Source organism: Capnocytophaga sp. oral taxon 336 str. F0502, assembly GCF_000411575.1.
GTDB classification, from domain to species: domain Bacteria; phylum Bacteroidota; class Bacteroidia; order Flavobacteriales; family Flavobacteriaceae; genus Capnocytophaga; species Capnocytophaga ochracea.
Genome location: NZ_KE150491.1, coordinates 96,309 through 118,965, shown reverse-complemented (window position 1 = coordinate 118,965; position 22,657 = coordinate 96,309). Strand labels below are relative to the sequence as shown.

The 22,657-nt window shown below is 39.1% G+C and carries 22 protein-coding genes; 16 read left to right on the top strand and 6 right to left on the bottom strand.

Annotation, left to right across the window (positions count from 1 at the left end; translation table 11 throughout):
- Positions 1-834, bottom strand: coding sequence for an FKBP-type peptidyl-prolyl cis-trans isomerase (locus tag HMPREF1528_RS08510; RefSeq protein WP_016479425.1), 834 nt, complete (start codon positions 832-834; stop codon positions 1-3).
- An 80-nt stretch (positions 835-914) separates the two neighbouring features.
- Here HMPREF1528_RS08510 and HMPREF1528_RS08505 point away from each other — a divergent pair, with 80 nt between their 5' ends.
- A complete protein-coding gene (locus HMPREF1528_RS08505; protein WP_002672472.1) occupies positions 915-1,301 on the top strand; it encodes an RNA-binding S4 domain-containing protein in 387 nt (128 codons plus the stop codon).
- On the opposite strand, the gene HMPREF1528_RS08500 is transcribed toward HMPREF1528_RS08505, so the two are convergent.
- Positions 1,296-3,641, bottom strand: a complete 2,346-nt coding sequence (locus HMPREF1528_RS08500) for a thiamine pyrophosphate-dependent enzyme (RefSeq protein ID WP_016479424.1) — start codon at positions 3,639-3,641, stop codon at positions 1,296-1,298. The two genes, HMPREF1528_RS08505 and HMPREF1528_RS08500, sit on opposite strands and share 6 nt — an antisense overlap.
- 414 nt (positions 3,642-4,055) lie before the next feature.
- Between HMPREF1528_RS08500 and HMPREF1528_RS08495 the strand changes: the two genes are divergently transcribed.
- Positions 4,056-4,667 carry a fumarylacetoacetate hydrolase family protein gene (locus HMPREF1528_RS08495; protein WP_016479423.1) on the top strand — a complete coding sequence of 204 codons (612 nt, stop codon included), beginning with the start codon at positions 4,056-4,058 and terminating at the stop codon, positions 4,665-4,667.
- A 98-nt stretch (positions 4,668-4,765) separates the two neighbouring features.
- Here HMPREF1528_RS08495 and HMPREF1528_RS08490 read toward each other — a convergent pair whose 3' ends face one another.
- Genes HMPREF1528_RS08490 through HMPREF1528_RS08480 form a run of 3 tightly spaced genes read right to left on the bottom strand, consistent with a single transcriptional unit; the run spans position 4,766 to position 7,801 of the window.
- Positions 4,766-5,542 carry a diadenylate cyclase gene (locus HMPREF1528_RS08490; RefSeq protein WP_009417337.1) on the bottom strand — a complete coding sequence of 259 codons (777 nt, stop codon included), beginning with the start codon at positions 5,540-5,542 and terminating at the stop codon, positions 4,766-4,768.
- The gene (folP, locus tag HMPREF1528_RS08485; RefSeq protein WP_016479422.1) at positions 5,539-6,357 is read right to left on the bottom strand and encodes a dihydropteroate synthase; all 819 of its coding nucleotides are present in this window, start codon (positions 6,355-6,357) and stop codon (positions 5,539-5,541) included. The genes HMPREF1528_RS08490 and folP overlap by 4 nt, the downstream gene beginning before the upstream one ends.
- A gap of 25 nt (positions 6,358-6,382) precedes the next feature.
- Positions 6,383-7,801 carry an L-serine ammonia-lyase gene (locus HMPREF1528_RS08480; RefSeq protein ID WP_016479421.1) on the bottom strand — a complete coding sequence of 473 codons (1,419 nt, stop codon included), beginning with the start codon at positions 7,799-7,801 and terminating at the stop codon, positions 6,383-6,385.
- A 367-nt stretch (positions 7,802-8,168) separates the two neighbouring features.
- On the opposite strand from HMPREF1528_RS08480, the gene HMPREF1528_RS12650 reads away from it, so the two are divergent.
- The 13 genes from HMPREF1528_RS12650 (at position 8,169) to HMPREF1528_RS08420 (ending at position 21,171) form a co-directional block, all read left to right on the top strand.
- Entirely contained in the window at positions 8,169-8,318 is a 150-nt protein-coding gene (locus HMPREF1528_RS12650; protein ID WP_157464899.1) for a hypothetical protein, read from the top strand.
- Positions 8,278-8,496 (top strand): hypothetical protein, encoded by a 219-nt coding sequence (locus HMPREF1528_RS12740; RefSeq protein WP_034567991.1) that lies wholly within the window; start codon positions 8,278-8,280, stop codon positions 8,494-8,496. Before HMPREF1528_RS12650 ends, HMPREF1528_RS12740 begins: the two co-directional genes overlap by 41 nt.
- A gap of 75 nt (positions 8,497-8,571) precedes the next feature.
- Positions 8,572-11,250 (top strand): AsmA-like C-terminal region-containing protein, encoded by a 2,679-nt coding sequence (locus HMPREF1528_RS08470; protein ID WP_016479420.1) that lies wholly within the window; start codon positions 8,572-8,574, stop codon positions 11,248-11,250.
- A 22-nt stretch (positions 11,251-11,272) separates the two neighbouring features.
- Positions 11,273-12,019 carry a 2,3-diphosphoglycerate-dependent phosphoglycerate mutase gene (gene gpmA / locus HMPREF1528_RS08465; RefSeq protein WP_002672496.1) on the top strand — a complete coding sequence of 249 codons (747 nt, stop codon included), beginning with the start codon at positions 11,273-11,275 and terminating at the stop codon, positions 12,017-12,019.
- A gap of 149 nt (positions 12,020-12,168) precedes the next feature.
- The gene (locus HMPREF1528_RS08460; protein WP_009411845.1) at positions 12,169-13,290 is read left to right on the top strand and encodes an N-acetylmuramoyl-L-alanine amidase; all 1,122 of its coding nucleotides are present in this window, start codon (positions 12,169-12,171) and stop codon (positions 13,288-13,290) included.
- Between the two features lie 20 nt (positions 13,291-13,310).
- The gene (locus tag HMPREF1528_RS08455) at positions 13,311-14,261 is read left to right on the top strand and encodes an MlaD family protein (protein ID WP_009411846.1); all 951 of its coding nucleotides are present in this window, start codon (positions 13,311-13,313) and stop codon (positions 14,259-14,261) included.
- Positions 14,262-14,270: 9 nt separating this feature from the next.
- A complete protein-coding gene (locus HMPREF1528_RS08450; RefSeq protein ID WP_016479419.1) occupies positions 14,271-15,581 on the top strand; it encodes a (Fe-S)-binding protein in 1,311 nt (436 codons plus the stop codon).
- 23 nt (positions 15,582-15,604) lie between these two features.
- A complete protein-coding gene (locus HMPREF1528_RS08445; protein WP_016479418.1) occupies positions 15,605-17,470 on the top strand; it encodes an ABC-F family ATP-binding cassette domain-containing protein in 1,866 nt (621 codons plus the stop codon).
- A gap of 121 nt (positions 17,471-17,591) precedes the next feature.
- Positions 17,592-18,842, top strand: a complete 1,251-nt coding sequence (locus HMPREF1528_RS08440; RefSeq protein ID WP_016479417.1) for a peptidase U32 family protein — start codon at positions 17,592-17,594, stop codon at positions 18,840-18,842.
- Positions 18,843-18,857: 15 nt separating this feature from the next.
- On the top strand, positions 18,858-19,088 hold the full coding sequence (locus tag HMPREF1528_RS08435) for a ferredoxin (protein ID WP_002672503.1): 231 nt from the start codon (positions 18,858-18,860) through the stop codon (positions 19,086-19,088).
- A gap of 39 nt (positions 19,089-19,127) precedes the next feature.
- Positions 19,128-19,742, top strand: a complete 615-nt coding sequence (locus HMPREF1528_RS08430; protein ID WP_002672504.1) for a porin family protein — start codon at positions 19,128-19,130, stop codon at positions 19,740-19,742.
- A gap of 20 nt (positions 19,743-19,762) precedes the next feature.
- Positions 19,763-20,239, top strand: a complete 477-nt coding sequence (locus HMPREF1528_RS08425) for a hypothetical protein (RefSeq protein ID WP_016479416.1) — start codon at positions 19,763-19,765, stop codon at positions 20,237-20,239.
- Complete coding sequence (locus HMPREF1528_RS08420; RefSeq protein WP_016479415.1) at positions 20,239-21,171, top strand: hypothetical protein; 933 nt, start codon at positions 20,239-20,241, stop codon at positions 21,169-21,171. Before HMPREF1528_RS08425 ends, HMPREF1528_RS08420 begins: the two co-directional genes overlap by 1 nt.
- Here HMPREF1528_RS08420 and upp read toward each other — a convergent pair.
- On the bottom strand, positions 21,145-21,798 hold the full coding sequence (gene upp / locus HMPREF1528_RS08415; protein ID WP_002672507.1) for a uracil phosphoribosyltransferase: 654 nt from the start codon (positions 21,796-21,798) through the stop codon (positions 21,145-21,147). The genes HMPREF1528_RS08420 and upp overlap by 27 nt on opposite strands.
- A 138-nt stretch (positions 21,799-21,936) precedes the next feature.
- Here upp and HMPREF1528_RS08410 point away from each other — a divergent pair, with 138 nt between their 5' ends.
- Positions 21,937-22,521 (top strand): porin family protein, encoded by a 585-nt coding sequence (locus HMPREF1528_RS08410; protein WP_016479414.1) that lies wholly within the window; start codon positions 21,937-21,939, stop codon positions 22,519-22,521.
- The last annotated feature ends 136 nt before the right edge of the window (positions 22,522-22,657 follow it).

The following is a 22,657-nucleotide window of genomic DNA, read 5'->3' as shown; positions in this document are numbered from 1 at the left end:
CTACTTACAATCGGCATCTAAATAATCTGGAAGGTATGAAGTATCCTTATTAGCATCACAATCAGGATAAGTTACCACGCCATATTCATTACGCACAATCTCATTTATAGAAGGTTTACCATCGTGATCGTGGTCGGCACGACGTGTAGCAATAAGTCTTACCGTAAAAATTAAAGGTGAATAAGCAGGTATTTTAGCTTGTCTGTTATTGAAATAGCCTAAACCTGAAGGAATAAAGAAAACTCCAATTCCTCCATCAGTAGGAGCATTTAGAGTACCATCGCTATTGTTTGTAAGTCCTGTAGCCGATGCTCTTAATTGAGCAACACCCTCCCTAAAACCTCTAATAGTACCTGAAGGCTTGTTGGTAACAATATTACCTATAAGATCCATCCAATTAGAAGTAGATTGTGTTGTTGTTTCATCAAATACACTTAAATCTAATAATTGTCCTTTATAATTCACATATACTGAATCAGCAATAGTAGTGGTAGTTCCTGTCCCCTCTTGCAAAATAAGATAGTAAAGCGTATGACGTACAAGAGTATTATTAGCATCATAGACATCTAATTCCAATCGTTTTAGCTTGCTATCATTGAAGATAGACGCTGTAGTATTAGAGGTTGTTGCAAAGGTAACCGTTTCAGAAATAGTAGTTGTTGCTGAAAAAGTGTAAGTATGCGTTTTCAAGAATGTTTCAATACTTTGATTATTCTCATTTCTCACCTCTGTAACATCACGTGGAGGTGTTACATTTGAGTTTTCATTTTTCTTACACGAAATAGCAAATAGCAAACCTATTGTGCTAATAGCAAATATAAATTTATTCATCATATAAAATTTCTTTATTTCTTAATATAAGATACAATTATTTATTATTTTTGCACTTATTATTTTTCTAAAATCACAAAAGAATGCGAATTGATAAGTATTTATGGTGTGTGCGTTACTTCAAAACACGTAATATAGCTACTGAAGCCTGCAAAAAAGGACACATCAAAGTGAATGGTGAGACTGCAAAACCCTCAAGGGAAATTTACAAAAACGACCAAATAGTAGTGCGTAAGAACCAAATCAACTACCAAATAGAGGTCTTAGATATCCCTGAGAGCCGTGTGGGGGCTAAGTTAGTAGACCTTTATCGCCAAGACAACACGCCTCCTGAGGCTTTTGAACAAGCCGAAATACAAAAACTTGCGCAAGACTATTATCGTGAGAAAGGCGAGGGTCGCCCTACTAAAAAAGACCGCCGTGCTATTGATAATCTCTTGAATGACTTTCAAGAAGATAATGAATTATAGCAAGGTTGGATATTTTTCAGGATTAGCTTCGTGCATTATACTGTATATCTTCTCGATAATGCTATCGGCATTAGGTTTAGAGAAATAATCACCATCGGTTGCGTATGCAGGGCGGTGATTACCTGCTGCTAAGGTTTGTGGCGCACTATCCAAATACTGATAAACATTTTGCTCTTCTACAATCTTCTGCAAAATATATGCCGAAGTAGCCCCAGGCATATCTTCATCTACAACCAACAGTCGATTGGTTTTCTGTATACTTTTCACTATATCGTGACGCACATCGAATGGTGCTAAGGATTGTGCATCTATAATCTCTATATCAATACTCATAGAGGCTAATTCATCGGCAACTTCACACACGATGCGCAAAGTAGAGCCATAAGATACAACTGTAATGTCTTTTCCTTCACGAAGTGTTTCGACTACTCCAATAGGCGTTTTGAACTCGGTGAGATTCGTAGGCATTGGTTCTTTCAGGCGGTAACCATTAAGACATTCCACCACTACCGCAGGTTGATTACCTTCTAAGAGTGTATTGTAGAACCCTGCTGCCTTCACCATATTGCGAGGAGTAAGAATACACACACCACGAAGAGCGTGTAAAAGAATCCCCATAGGTGAACCAGCGTGCCATATTCCTTCTAAACGGTGTCCTCGTGTTCTAACAATCAAAGGGGCTGATTGTCTACCAAAGGTACGATAATGTAAGGTAGCTAAATCATCACTAAGAGTTTGAAGACCGTAGAGAATATAATCTAAGTACTGAATTTCAGCAATAGGACGTAAACCACGCATAGCCAAGCCTATTCCTTGTCCTACGATAGTCGATTCACGAATACCTGTATCAGCTACTTTTATAGCTCCGTGTTTCTTTTGTAAACCTTCCAAACCTTGGTTTACATCGCCTATATTACCTACATCTTCGCCAAATATCAAAAGGTTAGGGTACTTGGTAAGTAATGCATCAAAGTTCTCACGTAAGATCAGTCTTGCATCAACAAGTTTAGCATCTGATTCATATATAGGAGCTACTTCTGCTATTTTCATAACATTATGAGTTCCTTCAGTATACAAGTGTTTGCTATACTTAGGTTCATTAGTTGTTATATAGTTAGTTATCCAAGTACGCAAGTTCGATACTTCTTTATTCTCTTTTAAGAACTGTCGCAATGCTTTACGTGCTACATTCATTATTACCTTACGAGAAAGAGTTGGAATCTGAGATAGTTCAGTAGCAAAGATACTTTTAGGTTGTATGCTATTGAGTAATTGCAAAAGTTCCTTGCGTTCTGTTTCCATAGGTTTCATATACGCTTCCCAAGCTTTTTTCTTGCCATCACGTACACGCTTTTTAGCTGCTTCTTCTATTGTCTGCAATTCCTCTTCAGTAGCATATCCTTTCGCTAATATCCATTCACGCATTTTGGTAATACAGTCAAAATCCTTTTCCCATTGCAAACGTTCAGCACTTTTATAACGTTCGTGAGAGCCTGAGGTAGAGTGTCCTTGGGGTTGTGTAAGTTCTTTTACGTGTACCAACACAGGCACGTGCTCTTTACGAGCAATTTTAGCTGCTTTCTGATAAATATCGTACAAAGTGGGATAATCCCAACCTTTAGCAACGAATATCTCAAAGCCTTTGTGGTTAGCATCTCGTTGAAAGCCTTTCATCACTTCAGAGATACTCTCTTTGGTAGTGTGGTATTCCTTAGGAACTGAAATACCATATTCGTCGTCCCAAACCGAAATTACCATTGGTACTTGCATTACGCCCGCAGCATTGAGAGTTTCAAAAAAGTGTCCTTCACTGGTGCTTGCATTACCAATAGTACCCCAAGCTACTTCATTACCGTGATTTGAGAAGCCTTTACTTTCAGCATTCGGTAACTCACGATATACTTTAGAGGCTTGCGCTAAACCTAATAAACGAGGCATCTGCCCTGCAGTACACGATATATCGCTACTACTATTCTTTTGTTTTAATAAATCTTTCCAATTTCCCTCTTCATCTAAACTATGAGTAGCAAAGTGTCCACCCATTTGGCGTCCGGCACTGGTAGGATCTGCTTTTATATCAGCGTGAGCATACAGTCCAGCAAAGAAATTTTCAACTGTATGTACCCCAAGAGCCATCATAAGGGTTTGGTCTCGATAATAACCACTCCGAAAGTCTCCATACTGAAAGGCTCTCGCCATTGCTACTTGGGGGACTTCTTTCCCATCACCAAAAATACCAAATTTTGCTTTACCAGTAAGCACTTCTTTTCTTCCCATCAAGCTACATTCTCTACTGAGAACAGCGATGCCATAGTCTTCTAAAATATCTTCTTTTTTCATTGGTTATATCTTATTAAAATAATATTTGTTTTATTTCATAATCATTTTTGTTTTGTTACAAAAAACTCGGGCAAATGTATTACTTTTTTTTTAATTTACAAACATAATACAGTTTTTATTTTTACCTTTGCAATCTATAAGCTGTATTTCAGTAATGGGAAATCATTGCATATGAAGCATATTCTTATCACGATAAACTATTTTTTTAATTGAACAAATAGGTGTTTTGTTACTTTAAAACCTCTCACAGATTTTATAAAATAAAACCTTTCCCAAAGGAAAGAAAACCAAATTATAAATTATAAAGAAAGGTGCTTTTTGCCTCATAGACCTTATTCCTATAAGAAGGAATTGTAACAACGTAAAAGCGATTGAAAAATAGTATTTTTATATCAAACTCACATTAAAATAAATATGAAAATTATTTGTATAGGTAAAAATTACCACGAGACTATCGAAAAATTTGATAAAACAACGGTTCAGCCCATAGTGGTATTTATGAAGCCTGATACGGCTATTCATAACCTCGAAATTCCTTACTACCTTCCTGATTTTACACAGGATTTGCACTACGAAATAGAATTAGTACTGAAAATCAACCAGAATGGAAAGTGTATTTCGGAAAAATTTGCGCATAAGTATTACGACGAAATTGCGGTGGGCATTGACTTTACCGCTTGCGACCTGCAAGCGGATTTGAGCCAAAAAGGACTACCGTGGGAGCTAGCGAAGGCTTTTGATGGCTCAGCTATCGTAGGGAAGTTTGTCTCTAAAGAAACTTTTGAGAGTTCTTCCTCTATTCAGTTTCACTTAGATAAAAATGGTACTACTGTACAAGAGGGCAATACGATACAAATGCTTAGGGACTTTGACGTTATCATCTCGGAGGTATCGCAGTACTTTACCCTTCGCAAAGGCGACCTTATCTTTACGGGAACACCTAAAGGTGCAGGGAGAGTAGCAGCAGGTGATGTGTTAGAGGGATTTTTAGGGGGAGAGAAAGGATTTAGTTTGAAAATTAGATGATTTGGAAATTAGCAAATTTAACGATTAGCCATAGAAGCCCCAAAGACAGTGAATGCTTGAAGCTCACTATCTGAAAAAGGTTGTAGCGCGACAAGCAATTAAAAATCGGATTGTACAGCTTTGATGAGTTCATCGTTATTCTTGAACTTTACAAAGGCGCCATTCTTGAAGTAGGAAATGTGTCCGGTTTCTTCAGAAACGACTAAGGCAGTAGCGTCTGTTTTCTCGGTGATAGAAATGGCAGCACGATGACGCAAACCATAGCGTTTAGGCAAGTTGATTTCACTTGCAACAGGCAGTATTACCCTTGTAGCTACGATGTGGTCACCCTTTATCACGATGGCTCCATCGTGTAGCGGACTATTCTTATAAAATATACTTTCGATAATAGGCTCGGAGAACTCTATATTCACCTTGTCACCAGTTTGGGTTACAAAGTCGAGAGGCATATTGTGTTCCAAAACAATAAGTGCCCCTGTATTGGTACTGGCTAACTTCTGACATACATTTATCAAACTCTCAATATTAAGCAGAATTTCCTTCTCTTTGAAGAAGTGAAAAGCACGATGTAGCTTGTTGCGCGCAGTGATATTGGTAGAACCAATGGTGAGCAAGAAGCGACGTATTTCCTGCTGGAATACAACTATCAGTGCGAAGACTCCTACCCCAATGAACTGACCTAATATACTACTGAGCAACTGCATTTGCAAAGCTTCGGTAATCTTCCATATCAGATAAATAATCACAATACCCATAAAAATATTAATGGCTACCGTGCCTCGAATCAATCGGTAGAGGTAGTACAAGAGGGCTGCAAACAGCACTATGTCAATCGCATCGACGATTGTAAAGTCTAAAATATCGAATAGTTTCATTGTATTTTTTCAAAGAGTGTTACACATTCTTTAGCTTCTTTTACATCGTGTACCCGCAAAATGTGTGCCCCTTTCATCAGGGCTATGGTATTGACTACTGTCGTAGCATTCAGCGCACCAGCAGGGTCAGTGTTTAACAATTTGTACAACATCGATTTGCGGGAAAAGCCTACCAATAGCGGACAACCAAAGCTATGGAATAGCTCTAAGTGCTTCAACACTTCATAATTCTGGTCTAAGGTTTTAGAGAAACCAAAGCCTACATCTACTATAAAATCGTTAATCCCCGCTTGCAAGGCTTTAGCTTTGCGCTCAGAAAAATAGTAGCGCATATCACTGATGATATCCTTATAATCAGTGTGCTGTTGCATTGTTTGGGGTGTACCTACGAGGTGCATCGCAATATAAGGCACCTGAAATTGCGCTACTGTAGCCAACATCTGCTCATCTAAGAGTCCGGCAGAAATATCGTTGATAATACAAGCCCCTTCTAAGAGCGATTGGCGTGCTACCTCACTGCGGAAAGTATCTACCGAGATACGTATCTCGGGGAAATGTTGCACCAAAGAGCGCACTACGGGCACTACCCTACTGAGTTCTTCGGCTTGTGAGACTTCGGGGGCATTGGGGCGGGTGCTATAACCACCCACATCAATAAAATCTGCGCCGTGAGCAAGCATTGTTTCTGCGCGTTGTAAGAGCGTTTTTTCGGTTACACGACTTCCTTCGTAGAAAGAGTCGGGGGTATGATTAAGGATTCCCATCACTCGCGGGGTATCCATAGAGAGGAGTTCTCCTTTACAGTTTATTGTCATTAATTGTTAGTTATTAGTTGTTAGATTAGCAGTCAGCCATATTTACAGCTACCGCTAAGCCCCCTTCTGAGGTTTCTTTGTATTTAGAGTTCATATCTTTGGCAGTTTGCCACATAGTATTGATAACCTTGTCTAAGGGTACTTTCGCATTCTTAGGGTCGGTTTCGATAGCCAATTCGGCAGCGTTAATTGCTTTGATTGCCCCCATAGCATTGCGCTCGATACAAGGGATTTGCACCAATCCGCCAATAGGGTCGCAAGTAAGCCCCAAGTGGTGTTCCATTGCTATTTCGGCAGCGATGAGCACCTGCTCCGGAGAACCACCCAAGAGTTCGCAGAGCGCACCTGCCGCCATTGCGGAAGATACACCTATTTCAGCTTGACAACCGCCCATAGCTGCTGAAATGGTTGCTCCTTTTTTGAAGAGACTGCCTATTTCACCCGCTACCAATAGAAATTGCTGAATTTGCTCCTCGGTAGCTTGTTGGTTTTCGATGGTTATGTAGTAGAGTAACACGGCGGGAATCACCCCTGCACTACCATTGGTAGGTGCCGTAACTACACGCCCCAACGAAGCATTCACTTCATTAACTGCCAGCGAAAAACAACTTACCCATTTAAGGATTTCGCGAAATTTGATATTCGTTTTCTTGATAGAGTTCAGCCAATTCTCTGGACTATCGTAGGTGACTACCCCTATGAGGTTCTTGTGGATATCATAAGCACGACGGCGCACGTGTAAACCGCCAGGGAGTACACCCTCGGTATGACAACCTATATAAGTACATTCCAACATTGTATGCCATATACGCATCAGTTCGCTATGGATTTGCTCTTCGGTGCGCAAGGCTTTTTCGTTTTCATAGACGATTTCGGATATTTTCTTTCCTTCTTGGCAACAATAGCTAATCAGTTGCTCAGCTTTATCAATAGGGAAAGGGAAGTTTCGCTGAGTATCTTCCTTGACTGTTGCTTGTTCTCCTTCTTTTACTATAAAACCACCCCCTACTGAGTAGAAAGTAGAAACATAACTGAACCCCTCGCCTTCAGCTGTAAAAGTAAGACCATTAGGGTGAAAAGGCAAAAAATCTCTATTGAAAATAATGTCTTCCTTAGGATTGAAGCTAATGATGCTCTCATTACCTAAATAGAGCTCTTGATTATTAGTAATAGCCGTAATAATCACATCTAAACTCTCGATAGGCACATACTCAGGGTCGGCACCACTGAGACCTAACATTACTGCCAAATCGGTAGCGTGACCTTTGCCTGTGAGGGAGAGTGAGCCGTATAAATCTACGTGCACTTTGGTTGTGCGGGTTAGGAGGTGCTTCTCTCTCAATTCTTTGAGGAAAGCCTCAGCAGCACGCCAAGGACCCAAAGTGTGAGAGCTGGAAGGACCTACCCCTATTTTTAGCATATCGAATACACTTATCTGCTCCATTTTTTCGTTATAAGACTTTATAAGAATGCAAAAATAGAGAGAAATTAGCAAATTAGCAAATTTGAAAATTAGCATATTAGATAAAACACACTAAATTAGTGAAGTAAAAGCAGTATAGCTTAAGTGTAGAATTTGAACAAAAATGATTAATAAAATTTCCTCTAAACCTCTAATGAAGAATGAGCGGACAGAATATCCTCTCCCCAGTCACATACTCTCCTATTCGGAAGCTACTCCCAAGGAGAGGGAGTGTAATAACGGAAAAAGTAAGACGAAGATAATATCCTCTCCCCAATCACATACTCTCCTATTCGGAGACTTCTCCCAAGGAGAGGGAGTGTAATAACGGAAAAAGTAAGACGAACGAATGACAAACAAAAGACGAACAAAAGACGAACAAAAGACGAACAAAAGACGAACAAAAGACGAACAAAAGACGAACAAAAGACGAACAAAAGACGAACAAAAGACGAACAATGAACGAACAAAAGACGGTGCGAGCCGCACGGGCAGATAAACAAATAACGAAGAAAAGACGAACAAATGACGAAGGAAGAGTAGCGCTAAAGCAAAGGAAAGTTAAAGCTAAGAGAGAGTTAAAAAAGAAGATATCGGTGGATTTCAACTTTGGTAAAGTGCAAGATGAAAATTTGCAGACCAATTCTGGTAGACTACAAAAACAAAGAACAAAATAATTATTTCAGAATTTATTGCTAATTGTTAATTATTTCGTATCTTTGCACTCAGAAAACATAATTGCTAAAACACGAATGAAAATAGCTAAAAAAATACTGAAATGGGGAGGTATAACCCTATTGCTCCTCATCATCGCAATGATTGCTATTCCTTTTTTCTTTAAAGATACTATCAAGGAAAAGGTTATTGAGATGGCAAATGAAAACTTAAAGGCGAACATCGGATTGCAAGATGTTGATATTAGTCTGTTTAAGAACTTTCCTAAGGCACACGTTACCCTCAACGATTTTGTTTTGGTAAACAAAGAGCCTTTCGTAGGTGATACACTTTTTGCTGCTAAACACATAGATGTAACGCTTAGCATCAAAGATTTATTAGCGGGCAACTACAATTTGTTAGGAGCTAATGTGAAAGATGCTTCGGTGTATATACACCTTAACAAGGAGGGAGAAGGCAACTATGATATCGCTATTCCTTCGGATAAACCTGAGGAAGAGTCAGCACCTATCAAGCTAGATATTCAGGGGTACAATGTAGAAAATCTGAAATTTACTTTCAAAATGGACGACGGCAACCTCTTTATGGAAGTAGCCGATATTTACCACAGCGGGAAAGGAAACTTTGCCGAAGAGGTATTGGACTTAGACACTCAGACGAAAGCCAACCTAACTTTTGCAATGGGTAAGAGTACTTTTATGAAGCGAGTGCCTATCACCTTGCAGGCTATTTTGGGCATCGACCTCAAAAATCAGAAATATACTTTCAAACAAAACAAAGCTACTGTAAATCGTTTGGATTTGGTATTCGATGGTTTTATTCAGTTATTGGAGGAAGGACAACATTACGACCTTACTTTTAGCACCCCTACCAATTCATTTCAAAACTTTTTAGCGCTCATTCCCGAAGAGTACTCTAAAAGCATTGAGAATGTAAAAACCACAGGAGATCTGACCCTGAAAGGTTTTGCCAAAGGTGATATGGTAGGTGATAAAATCCCTACTTTCGGACTTGAAATGTATGCAGACAATGCTTCTTTTAAATATCCGAACCTGCCTAAAACGGTGCGTGATATCACTATCGACCTAAAAGTAAACAACGCTACGGGTATTACCAACGATACCAAAGTGAACCTCAACAAATTTACGATGAGTATCGACCAAGACCATTTTTCGGCTCGTGCCAATGTGAGCAATGTGGTAGTAAACCCGTTTGTGGATATGGCAGTAAAAGGGACTATCAACTTGGCAAACTTATCGCAAGCATACCCTATTTCGTTAAACAAGAAGTTGGCAGGAATCTTACGTGCTGATATAGCGACACAATTGGATATGAAATCGGTAGAGGCTAAGAATTATCAAAAAATTAAAGCACAAGGTAATTTGTCGCTTTCTCAGTTTGTATATGCAGGTGAGGAGTTTGTAAAACCTTTCCATATTGATAACTTAAACGTAGCCTTTAATCCGTCGCACATTGGGCTTTCAAAATTTGATGCTCGCACAGGTGATAGCGACTTACACCTTACTGGAACGATAGATAATCTGTACGGTTTTGCTTTCAGAAAAGAAATCCTCAAAGGAAACTTTAATCTATCTTCGAACAAGTTAGTAGTAAACGATTTTATGCAACCCGCAACAGAATCGTCTGCTCCTGCGAAACAAGAAACCAAAGAAGCACCTAAAGCTAATAAGACCTCTACAAAAGAAGCGGCTATAAAAGTACCTGCTTTCTTAGATTGTGCGCTTACTGCAAAAGCCAATACGGTGTTATACGACAATTTGAAATTAAGTAATGTATCGGGTAAACTGATTATAAAAGACCAAAAAGTAACCTTAGAGAACTTAAAATCGGATATTTTTGGAGGAAATATAGCTCTTACAGGAGATGTATCGACCAAAGAAAAAGTACCTACCTTTGACGTAGATTTGAACCTCAACCGCCTTAACATATCCGATGCTTTTACGCAAATTACTATGCTCGAAAAGATAGCGCCTATTGCGAAAGTTGTACAAGGGAAAGTGAATACGGTTATCAACGTAAAAGGTAATTTGAAAAACGATTTAACTCCTCAAATTAACAGTATCTCGGGCGACCTATTTGCAGCACTTATCGACTCTAAGATTGACAGCCACGGTTCTCCCCTACTCTCAGCTTTAGACAGCCAATTTACAGGTTTAAATTTAGCCAATCTCAACCTAAAAGATGTGAAAGCAGCGGTTGATTTTGAAGATGGAAAAGTGAAAATCAAGCCTTTTACTATCAAATATAAAGATGTAGCCATAGAGGTAGCAGGTTCTCACGGATTTGACCAACAGATGAATTACAAGCTCACCTTTAATGTACCGCCTCAAATGTTGGGTAAAGAAGCAGAAGGTTTGTTAGCAAAACTGACTCCTGAAAACCAGAAAAAAATAAACAATCTGCCTGTGGTAGCAACGGTAGGTGGAACTTTCAAAAAACCACAAGTAAGCACCGATGCTAAAGCCGTAGTAAAAAATTTGGCTACCCAAATAGCTAAAAACCAAATTAGCAACCTTACCGCTAAAGGCACTGACGCACTACAAAAGGCTTTAGGAGGTAAAACAAGTTCGGGTACAGCAGGCGAAATAACCAAAACCGTGGGAGGGCTGATGAAGAACAAAGACAGCACAATGACTAAAGTGAAAGAGAAAGCCAAAGAAGAGGCTAAAAAAGAAGCCAAAAAACAAATAGGCAATTTCCTCAGAGGGTTGGGTAAAAAAGAAGGAGAAGAATAAAAATAAAATTAATTAAATATATATGTATAAAGTAGTACTTTTACGCCACGGGCAAAGTGAATGGAACAAGCTCAACTTATTCACAGGGTGGCAAGATGTAGATTTAACAGAGCAAGGCGTACAAGAAGCACGTGAAGCAGGACGCGTAATGAAAGAAGAAGGCTTCAAATTTGATGTTGCCTATACTTCAGTGCTCAAAAGAGCTATCAAAACCTTGAACAATGCTTTGGAGGCGATGGGCGACCTTTGGGTGCCTACACACAAAAGCTGGAGACTCAATGAAAAGAGTTACGGGGCGCTACAAGGTTTGAACAAAGCTGAAACTGCTGCTAAATACGGTGAAGACCAAGTACTTTTGTGGAGACGCTCTTACGATGTTCGTCCTCCACTTATTGAAGAATCAGACGAACGTCACCCTTCACACGACCGTCGTTACGCTTCACTTACCAAAGAAGAAAAAACAGCAGGCGAAAGTTTGAAAGATTGTTATGACCGTATGTTGCCTATATGGTTTAACGAGATTGCACCAGACATTAAAGCAGGTAAGAGTGTGATTATTGCAGCACACGGTAACAGTTTGCGTTCTTTGGTACAATATCTCGACGGGCTTTCAAAAGAAGAAATCTTAAAGCTCAATATCCCAACGGGAGTACCTTTGGTATATGAACTCGATGCTAATTTAAAACCTATCAAACATTATTATTTAGGCGACCAAGAAGCTATTGCAGCCGCTATCAACAGCGTGGCAAATCAAGGTAAATCAAAATAAATTTTGCTTGATATATTGATAGAAGAAGGAGGTTATTTATTGCAGATAACCTCCTTTATTCCTTTAAAAATGAAACTTTAACGTCACGCTTTTTGTATATTCGAGTAAAATAATTACCTTTGCACCAATTTTAAGCAGAACATATATTAATGAAATTTATATACATTCTTCTTTTTTCACTATGCAGTAGTACTTTTAGTCTGTTTTATGGACAGAAGAACCCTGTGTTTAAAGTAGTTTTAGATGCGGGTCACGGAGGTAAAGACCCTGGTAAAGTAGTACAGAAAAACATCTTTGAGAAAGATGTGGTGCTGAAAATAGTATTATTAGTAGGCAAAAAGTTAGAGGCTTACCCTGATATAAAGGTGATTTACACTCGCAAAACCGATGTGCTAATTGACCTTTATGAGCGTGGAGCTATTGCCAACAGGAACAAAGCCGATGTATTCGTTTCAGTTCACTGCAACGCTCACGAAACACAAGTAGACGGTGCGGAAACATATGTATTAGGGCTACACGCCAACCAGCAGAACTTTGAGGTTGCCAAAGCCGAAAACTCAGTAATCTACTTGGAAGATGATTACAAAAAGAAATACGCCAAGTACAATATCAACTCACCTGAATCGGTAATAGGGCTATCTATTATGCAAGAAGAGTTTTTGGAGCAGAGCATTCAGCTAGCTAAGTTAGTGCAAAACCAACTCACAGGAGTGATGAAACGCACTAACAGAGGCGTACGCCAAGCAGGATTTATCGTCTTGCACCAAACCTATATGCCGAGTATCCTTATAGAAACAGCATTCCTTACTAACAACGAGGAACGCAAATTCCTCACCTCGGCTAAGGGGCAAGAAGAGTTTGCAGAGAACATTGCTGAGGCGATACTCGCTTACAAGAAATGGATAGAAGACAAAAGTTCTTATACTACCCCTGACGACAGTATTTCACAAGTAAGAGAAAAAAGTAATACCCCAAGACAAAGTACAAGTAATAGCACTATCAACAACAGCGATTTGAGCTATAAAGTACAGATATCATCAAGCCCTAAAAATTTAGAAACAAAGGCTTTTAACTTCAAAGGACTCTCGCCTATATCGGTTGAAAAAGATGGGCGTGTATATGTGTATTACTATGGAGATACTTCGAAGCACAGAGAAGCCCTTGAGCTACTGAACAAAGCAAAAAAAAAAGGGTATAAAGATGCTTATATCGTAGCTTTTTACCAAAAGAAACGCATTACAGTAGAAAGAGCTAAACAAATAGAAAAGTAAACTTATTCAAATAGAAACTGATGAAACTATCCAGAGAAATAAAAACAGCTATTATAGTTGTGGCGGGTATTGCCGCTTTTTATATAGGCTTTAACTTCTTGAAGTCTAAATCATTATTTAATAAAACGAATACTTATTACGCTTATTTTCCTCATTCAGGAGGATTAAAAACAGGTACACAAATCACTGTAAATGGGGTGAAAGTAGGGAGTGTGGAAGCAGTGGACTTAGAAGAGAAAAGTGCCAAGATAAAAATCACGATGGAGTGTTCAGACGATTTTAAGTTCTCTAAGAATAGTGTAGCTGAGCTTTACAACAGTTTGCTTGGAGGTGCAGGACTGCAAATTATTCCCGCCTTCGATAATGCTCCTATAGCCGTATCGGGAGATGTATTAGAAGCACGCGTACAAGAAGATATGCTCGCCTCTATCTCTTCGTCAATCAAACCTACACAAGACAAACTCAATCGCCTTTTAGGACAAGCCGATACCACTCTTACAGGGGTGAACAGTGTTTTAGATGCTAAAACTACTAACAATTTAAAAATTGCCATTGCCGAACTGAGCGCGACAATGCACAACCTAAATCAGGCATCAGTAAACCTCAATAAGATGTTGGTAGCTAATCAAGCCAATTTGAATGCTACTTTAAGCAATGCTAATAAAATCACTACTGATCTATCAAAAGTATCAGGACAGCTTTCGGAAGCTGAACTTAATAAAGTAATTGCCAATGCACAAACAACTCTTAACAACCTCAATACTCTTTTGGCTGAAGTAGAAGGAGGCAAGGGTACTATTGGAAAATTACTAAAAGACGAAACGCTCTATAAAGATTTAGACAAATCGGCTAAACAGCTCGAATTGCTCTTGCAAGACCTTCGTTTAAATCCTAAGCGTTATCTTCATTTCTCCGTTTTTGGTAAAAAAGCTAAAACATACGAGCCTCAAGACGAAGAAAAAGGAGAATAAACTGTATTGATGAGCTTCTTTCCTAACATAGTATTTATAATACTTCTCTGTATAGGAGGAGGCTTTTTTATTTATAATCTACGGAAACTCATTAGGAATATCCGTTTAGGCAAGCCGGAAGACACTTCTGGCAACCGCAAAGAGCGACTCAAAAATATGTTGTGGCTCGCTTTAGGGCAACGAAAAATGTTGGTACGCCCCATAGTAGGTGTGTTGCATATTATTGTATATGCAGGTTTCTTGATTATCAACATCGAACTTTTAGAGATTATTACTGACGGTATCATAGGAACCCACCGCATATTTGCCTTCTTAGGGGCGTTTTACAACTTCTTGATAGCTTCTTTTGAGGTGTTGGCTCTCTTAGTGATTGTAGCAGTAACCGTATTTTGGATAAGGAGAAACGTACTAAAATTACCACGCTTTCGCAAGGCAGAAATCAGAGGGTGGGCAAAAAAAGATGCAAGCAATATCCTTTATGCCGAAATGGTAATGATGAGTCTTTTCCTACTGATGAACGCTGCCGATGCTCAGCTACAAGCATTACACGTACCCCACTACGTGCAAGCAGGTTCTTTTCCTGTGAGCGAATGGTTACGCCCCTTGTTAGGAAACGCTTCGGTAAGCACTCTTATCGTTGTAGAACGCAGTTGTTGGTGGTTACACATTACCGGGGTTTTATGCTTTTTAAACTACTTGTATTACTCCAAACACCTACACATACTGTTAGCTTTCCCTAATACGTACTACGCACCTATTCGTCCGTTAGGAGCTTCTAAGGTAAATCCAGCGGTAACACAAGAGGTGAAACTAATGTTAGACCCCAATGCCGATCCTTTTGCAACACCACAAGACACAGCCCCTCCTGATAAGTTTGGAGCTTCGGACGTGACCGACCTCACTTGGTTACAGCTGATGAACGCCTATACTTGTACCGAGTGCGGGCGTTGTACCGATGAATGTCCGGCGAATCTCACTGGTAAAAAGCTTTCTCCTCGCGCGATTATGATGAAAACACGTGACCGCTTAGAAGAGGTAGGGCGCAATATCGACAAACACGGTACTTTTGAACCCGATGGTAAACAACTTTTAGGCGACTACATTACTCCTGAAGAACTATGGGCTTGTACCACTTGCAATGCTTGTGTGGAGGTATGCCCTGTGAGTATCAGTCCGTTATCTATTATTATGGATATGAGGCAGTATTTGGTAATGGAAGAATCGGCAGCCCCTACCGAACTCAATGTGATGATGACTAATATAGAGAACAACGGAGCCCCTTGGGCGTATAGCCAAGCAGATAGAAACATCACAAATTAATTTTAATTTATTATCTAAATTAAATGAACTTACTATCCGTAGAAAATATATCAAAAGCCTTTGGCGAACGCATAATCCTTGAAAACATCTCTTTTGGCATCAATAAAGACCAAAAAATAGCCTTTATCGCTAAAAATGGTACAGGGAAGACTACTTTACTCAATATTATTGCAGGCAAAGACCAACCCGATAGCGGACAAGTAGTATTCCGTAAGGGCATACATATAGGTTTTCTCTCACAAAATCCCTCTTTTAACGAAGAACTAACGGTAGAAGAGACTATTTTTGCAACCGACAATCCTATTTTACGATTGATTCAGGAGTACGAACACGCTTTACAGCACCCTGAAAACGAAATGGCTTATCAAAAGGCTTTTGAACAGATGGAACGCCATAATGCCTGGGATTTTGAAACACAATACAAACAAATACTCTTCCGCCTAAAATTAGACAACCTTCAACAGAAAGTAAAAAACCTTTCAGGAGGACAGAAAAAGCGTCTCGCCTTAGCCAATGTACTTATTAGCAAACCTGACTTGCTGATATTGGACGAACCTACGAACCACCTAGACTTAGAAATGATTGAATGGTTAGAACAGTACTTTACCAAAGAAAACCTCACACTCTTCATCGTTACACACGATCGTTATTTCTTGGAACGCGTGTGCAATGAAATCCTGGAATTGGACAATGGCGAACTATTCAGCTACAAAGGGAACTACTCTTATTTCTTAGAGAAAAAAGAACAGCGATTGGCACAAGAGCAGGCATCGGTAGAGAAGGCTAAAAACCTTTATGTAAAGGAACTCGACTGGATGCGTAGGCAACCTAAGGCACGGACTACCAAATCGAAATCGCGTATAGACGATTTTTATAAGATAAAGGAGGCAGCCCACAAGCGTCGGAAGGAGCACTCGGTACAGCTCGAAATCAATATGGAGCGATTGGGAAGCAAGACGGTGGAGTTTCACAATGTGAGCAAGAGCTTCGGAGACTTGCGCGTGCTCAATAAGTTCAATTATAATTTCTTGCGGGGCGAACGAGTGGGAATTATAGGTAAGAACGGCACAGGCAAATCCACCTTTCTCAACTTGCTCACCTCGTCTATCACACCTGATAGTGGTAAAATAGTAGTGGGAGACACTATTAAGTTCGGGTACTATACCCAAGATGGCATTGAGGTACAACAAGGACAAAAGGTAATAGAAGTGATACAAAAGTATGGTGATTACATTCCCCTACTTAAAGGGCGCACTCTCTCAGCAGGACAGCTATTGGAGCGCTTTCTCTTCGACCGTAAAAAGCAATACGACTATGTAGAGAAACTCAGCGGAGGGGAACTCAAACGCTTATACCTATGTACTGTACTCATTCAAAACCCCAATTTTTTGATTTTAGATGAGCCTACGAACGACCTCGATATTGTTACTCTGAACGTCTTAGAAGACTTTTTATTAGACTATCCAGGGTGCTTGGTGGTAGTATCGCACGACCGCTATTTTATGGATAAAATAGTAGACCACCTTTTTGTCTTTAAAGGCAATGGCGAAGTAGAGGATTTCCCTGGTAACTACACCGATTACCGCGTGTACGAAGAGAGCGTTCCTCCGACAGACGATACTCCAAAGAAAGAAGCCACCAAAAACACTTGGCGCAAGGACGGAATGAAAGGTTTATCGTTCAACGAGCAGAAGGAATACAACCGATTGGAAAAAGAAATAGCGCAGTTAGAAGAGAAAAAAACTGCTATAGAAGCTACTTTTGCCGAAGGAAGTCTTAGTAGTAATGAAATACAAGAACAATCAGTAGCCTTGCAAGAGACACTTACTGCCATAGAGGAAAAGACCGAACGCTGGTTTGAACTAATGGAAAAGCTAGAAGAACATTAATATTTTACTTCACTGACAAGTTAGCATATTAAGCATATTTTCGCTATTTACTTAATTTTATACATTACAATTTTCAAATTCTACTTTATTTTCGTATCTTTGCCCCCTCACTCACTATATAATGACTCATTCAGGAAAAATTGAACTAATGGCACCAGCTGGTAATTTTGAGTCCCTACAAGCGGCAATAGACAATGGTGCCGACTCAGTGTACTTTGGGGTAGACCAGCTGAATATGCGCGCAAGGGCAAGTATCAACTTTACGATTGACGACCTTGATGAAATAGCGCGTCGTTGTGCTCCTAAGGGTATTCGCACTTATCTCACCCTTAATACTATTATTTATGACCACGACTTATCTATCATCAAAACACTATTAGACGCTGCTAAAAAAGCAGGTCTTACAGCTGTGATAGCTATGGATCAGGCAGTCATAGCTTATGCTCGACAAATAGGAATGGAGGTGCATATCTCTACCCAAATCAATATCACTAATATTGAAACCGTGCGCTTCTATGCGATGTTTGCTGATACAATGGTAATGAGCCGTGAACTGAGCTTGCGACAAATCAAGAAGATATGTGAGCAGATAGAAAAAGAGCAAATCAAAGGACCTTCGGGCAATTTGGTAGAAATAGAAATATTTGGACACGGGGCGCTTTGTATGGCGGTATCGGGCAAGTGCTACCTGAGTTTGCACTCGCACAATTCATCAGCCAATCGCGGAGCTTGCAAGCAAAACTGCCGCAAGAAATACACTGTAATCGACCAAGAAAGCGGTTTTGAAATAGAATTAGACAACGAGTATATGATGTCGCCTAAAGACCTCTGCACGATTGACTTCCTAGACCAAGTAATCGACACAGGGGCAAAGGTGTTAAAGATTGAAGGACGTGGGCGCGCTCCTGAGTATGTGGCTACCGTTATTCGCACCTACCGAGAAGCAATAGATGCTTATTATGCAAGCACATACAGTAAAGAAAAAATTGAAGGCTGGATAGAAGCCCTCAAAACGGTGTACAATCGCGGTTTCTGGAGTGGATATTATTTAGGGCAAAAGCTCGGTGAATGGAGTGAGAACCCAGGCTCTAATGCTACCCAAAAGAAAGTATACATTGGGCAAGGCAAACACTATTTTCCTAAAACTGGTATAGCAGAGTTTGTTATTGAAGCCTTTGATATAAAGATAGGCGACAAGTTGCTCATCACTGGACCTTCAACAGGCGTTCAAGAAATAGAGCTCACCTCAATGATGGTAAACGATAGTCCTGCTGAAAGAGCTAAGAAAGGTGATTCTTGTACTATCAAAACCAATTTCAGAATAAGGTTATCAGATAAACTGTATAAAATAGTAAAAACAAATATCAATTAGCAGATTTAGTTTAATATGGTAATAGTAACCTTACAGCGTGAAAAATGCATAGGCTGTAACTACTGCGTAGAGATGGCTCCTGAGCAGTTCCAGATGTCGAAAAAAGATGGTAAGAGCGTATTATTACGTTCCACTGAAAAGAAAGGCTTCTTCACCCTAAAAAGTTATGACGATAGTATTTTTGAGGATTGTGAGAAAGCACAAAAAGCCTGCCCCGTGAAGATTATCTCTACCAAAAAATTATAGTATTAACAACAAACGACTAACATCTAAAAATAATAAACAATGAGAAAAATAGTATTATTAGCCATATGTTTGTTTGCTTTTTACAATGTAAAAGCACAATACATAGGAGTGAAAGCAGGGTACAATTATGCTACCTTAAAAGGAGATGTAAGTAGTGAGGCAAGTTTTAAACCATATCACGGTTATTATGCTGGGGTTACTTTAGAGTTCCCCCTATCTAAATTGTTCTCTTTACAGATAGAAGGTATCTACAATCGTCGTGGTGCACAAATAAAATCTGATAGATATGGGAATGCTACTTTGGCTCTTGATTATCTTTCGGCTCCTGTAATGGCACGATTCAATGTAGGAAAGGGTATTAATCTGCACGTAGGTCCTCAGATAGAGTATCGCATTGACCAGCCTAATTTCTACTTCAATGGTACAGAACCCGTAACTCGTGTAAAATCAGATGCCATAGACATTATAGATGTAGCTATGACTGCAGGGATAGGTTACACTACTGATGCAGGTTGGTTTTTCGAAATACGTTGGGTACAAGGACTCACTAATATTTTTGAAGGCGATGAGGCAAGCCTCATAAGTACGGGCATTGCTAATTCTTACGACTTTAAAAATAGAACACTCTCAATGGGAGTGGGTTATCAATTTTAAGCTAAATAATAGGTAACAAGATGTATAGATTGATATATGTAATATTTTTGGTTGGACTACTTTCTTGTGAGAAAGAGCGACAAACGCGCAACCCTAACTTAGGAGAAGTACATTTCACTTATACTATCAACTTAAGTTTACCTCTCTATAACAGCTTAAAAACACCTATGAATACTGTATTTGTTCCCTACGGAGGTATTAAAGGATTTTTTGTGACTTGTTATAGTAATGGAGGATATCGTGCTTGGGAAGCTGCTTGTCCTAATCATAATTTACAAGAATGTCATAGTCGCCTGTTTGGCATAAAGGCTATAAAAGATGACAATAGCTATGAAGAAACTGGTCACGACTATACTTTTGCCAAATGTTCTTGTGGTAAAACAGTTTACAATTTAATATCAGGGGCTCCTATTGCTATTGGGCAAATTGCCAAACCTTATCCTTTACTAAATTATAATGTTTCAGTAGCTGGTAATATTTTAACTATTAGTAACTAATGCTATCAGTACGTTTTGAAAATACAAAGCCCATCACTTTTATCATTGTGCTATTAGCACTATTGATAGGTGATGGGCTATTTCAATTTAAAATACTACAACTACCTCTCAGTGACGTGTCTCATCTCACTGTTTTAATGAGTACTTTTGTATTACTTTTTCTTTCTTTATTATTACTTCACCAAATAGACCGGTGGAATGAACTTACTGATACCAAAAACTGCTACTCTATAGCCTTCTTTAGTATTTTCGTAGTGCTCTTCCCTACCCTTTTTGATAAAGTGAAATTAGTAGGTGCTAACTTACTCATCATTGTAGCCTTGTGGCGTGTACTTACTCTTAAAACAGGTGAAGGCATTCCACAAAAACTATTCGATACTTCTCTACTAATCATTTGTGCAGGCTTGTTGCACCCTTGGGCTTTAATATTTCTGCTAAATGTATGGATTTCTCTACTCTTTTACGGAGCTGAAAAACGCCGTTATTGGTTTATACCTCTTTTAGCAATCATTACTGTTAGCATCTTATTAGGGGCTATTTTATTAATACTTCAAGAGCCTTTTCCTATTGATGATTTTACAAATCTCATCACTTCAGATATAAATAATCTTCTAAACTTTTCCTCTCATTCCATTGCTACAACAATAGCAGTATGTAGTTTAGCACTCCTTCTTTTAGTGGCATTAGCAGTATACTATTTCAGAAGTGTTTATCACAGTATCAGCTCATTAGTAGTAATACAATTCCTCTGGATAGGACTTATAGTAGTATTCCTTTCCAAAGAAGTGATATACACCTTTGCCCCTATTGCCATTCTCTTTGCTCTTTATGTAGAGAAAATACGCGTATGGTGGCTAAAAGAAATCGTACTATGGTCACTATTATCTATGCCTGCCATAGGGCTTCTACTCCATTTTATTACCAAAAGCTAAATCACCCGCATCACCTAAACCTGGTACTATATAGCCGTGGTCGTTAAGGTGAGCATCTATGGTAGCAATCCATAAATGAGTAGTCTCAGGAAACTTATCTTCCAAGTATTCTATCCCCTGCTGTGCCCCTATAACAGCAAACAAATGTATCTCTTTAGGTGTCCCTAAAGGTTTCAGCGCATTGAATACATTAGCAAACGAACGTCCTGTAGCCAGCATTGGGTCAGCTAAGAATAAGATTTTACCTTCTAAGGACGGCGAAGCCAGATACTCCACCATTATATCAAAATCAGTCTCAGAAGTGTGTTTGCGATAAGCCGAGATAAAAGCATTATCAGCATTATCAAAGTAGTTCATCAAGCCTTGATGCAATGCCAAACCAGCACGCAAAATAGAGCAAATTACTATCTCGTCTTTCGGAAGTTGTACCTTCTTTTCGCCCAAAGGTGTAGTAATTGTTTCCGTTTTATAGTGTAGAAACTTACTCATCTCGTAACACAATACCTCCCCTATTCGTTCCAAATTTTTACGGAATCGCATACGGTCTGCTTGAATATTTACATCACGCAACTGGGCGATAAATCGGTTTAATACGGAAGGCTCTTCGCCTAAATGATGTATGATCATTGGTCTGTTAGCTTTATATTTTCACGCCACAAAAGTAGTATATAATTTGCTAATTTACAAATTTGCAATTTGGTAAATTATTTTTTTGGCACACTATTTGGAATAACTATACTGAATCATTAAACAATAATTAAGCGTATGAAAAACAAAATCACTAAATTAACAGCTTTTATTGCGATAATGCTACTCACCACCGCTACCTATGCTCAAGAGTTTCACTTAGGAGCAAAAGCAGGTGCCAACTTAGCTAAAGTAGAAGGTGTAGCCTATGACAAAAACTTTAAATTGGGCTATCAATTAGGTGGTTTCGTCGAATTTGATTTCAATGATAGCTGGGGGCTACAGGGTGAAGTACTTTTTAGTCAAACCAATACAAAGCTCCGCGATAGCTACCAATCTGTTTGGGACGACAAGTTCGAAAAGAAAAAAACACTGAACTACGTAAGTGTACCAGTACTCTTGAAATACAACCCTAACGGATTGATTTCACTACACGCAGGACCTCAATTTAGTTTCCTTGCCAATAAAGACGATAGTACTTGGGAAAACGGAAAAAAACTTTTCAAAGATACCGACTTCTCATTAGTTGCTGGTGCCGAAGTAAATTTAGGTCCTCTTTTTGCTTACGGTCGCTATGTATGGGGTTACAGTGATATTAGTAACGCCCTTAAAGAAAAAGCAACTACCCAACAAATACAATTGGGCGTAGGAGTGCGTTTTTAGAAAATAGGAATATTAGTTAATTAGAAATAGGGTTTAAGTGATTTATAAATCACTTAAACCCTTTCTTATTTTTTAAACAACCTTAATTACTCTTCACCTTAGACTCACCTTCTCTTCGTCATTTCTTTATCTGCGC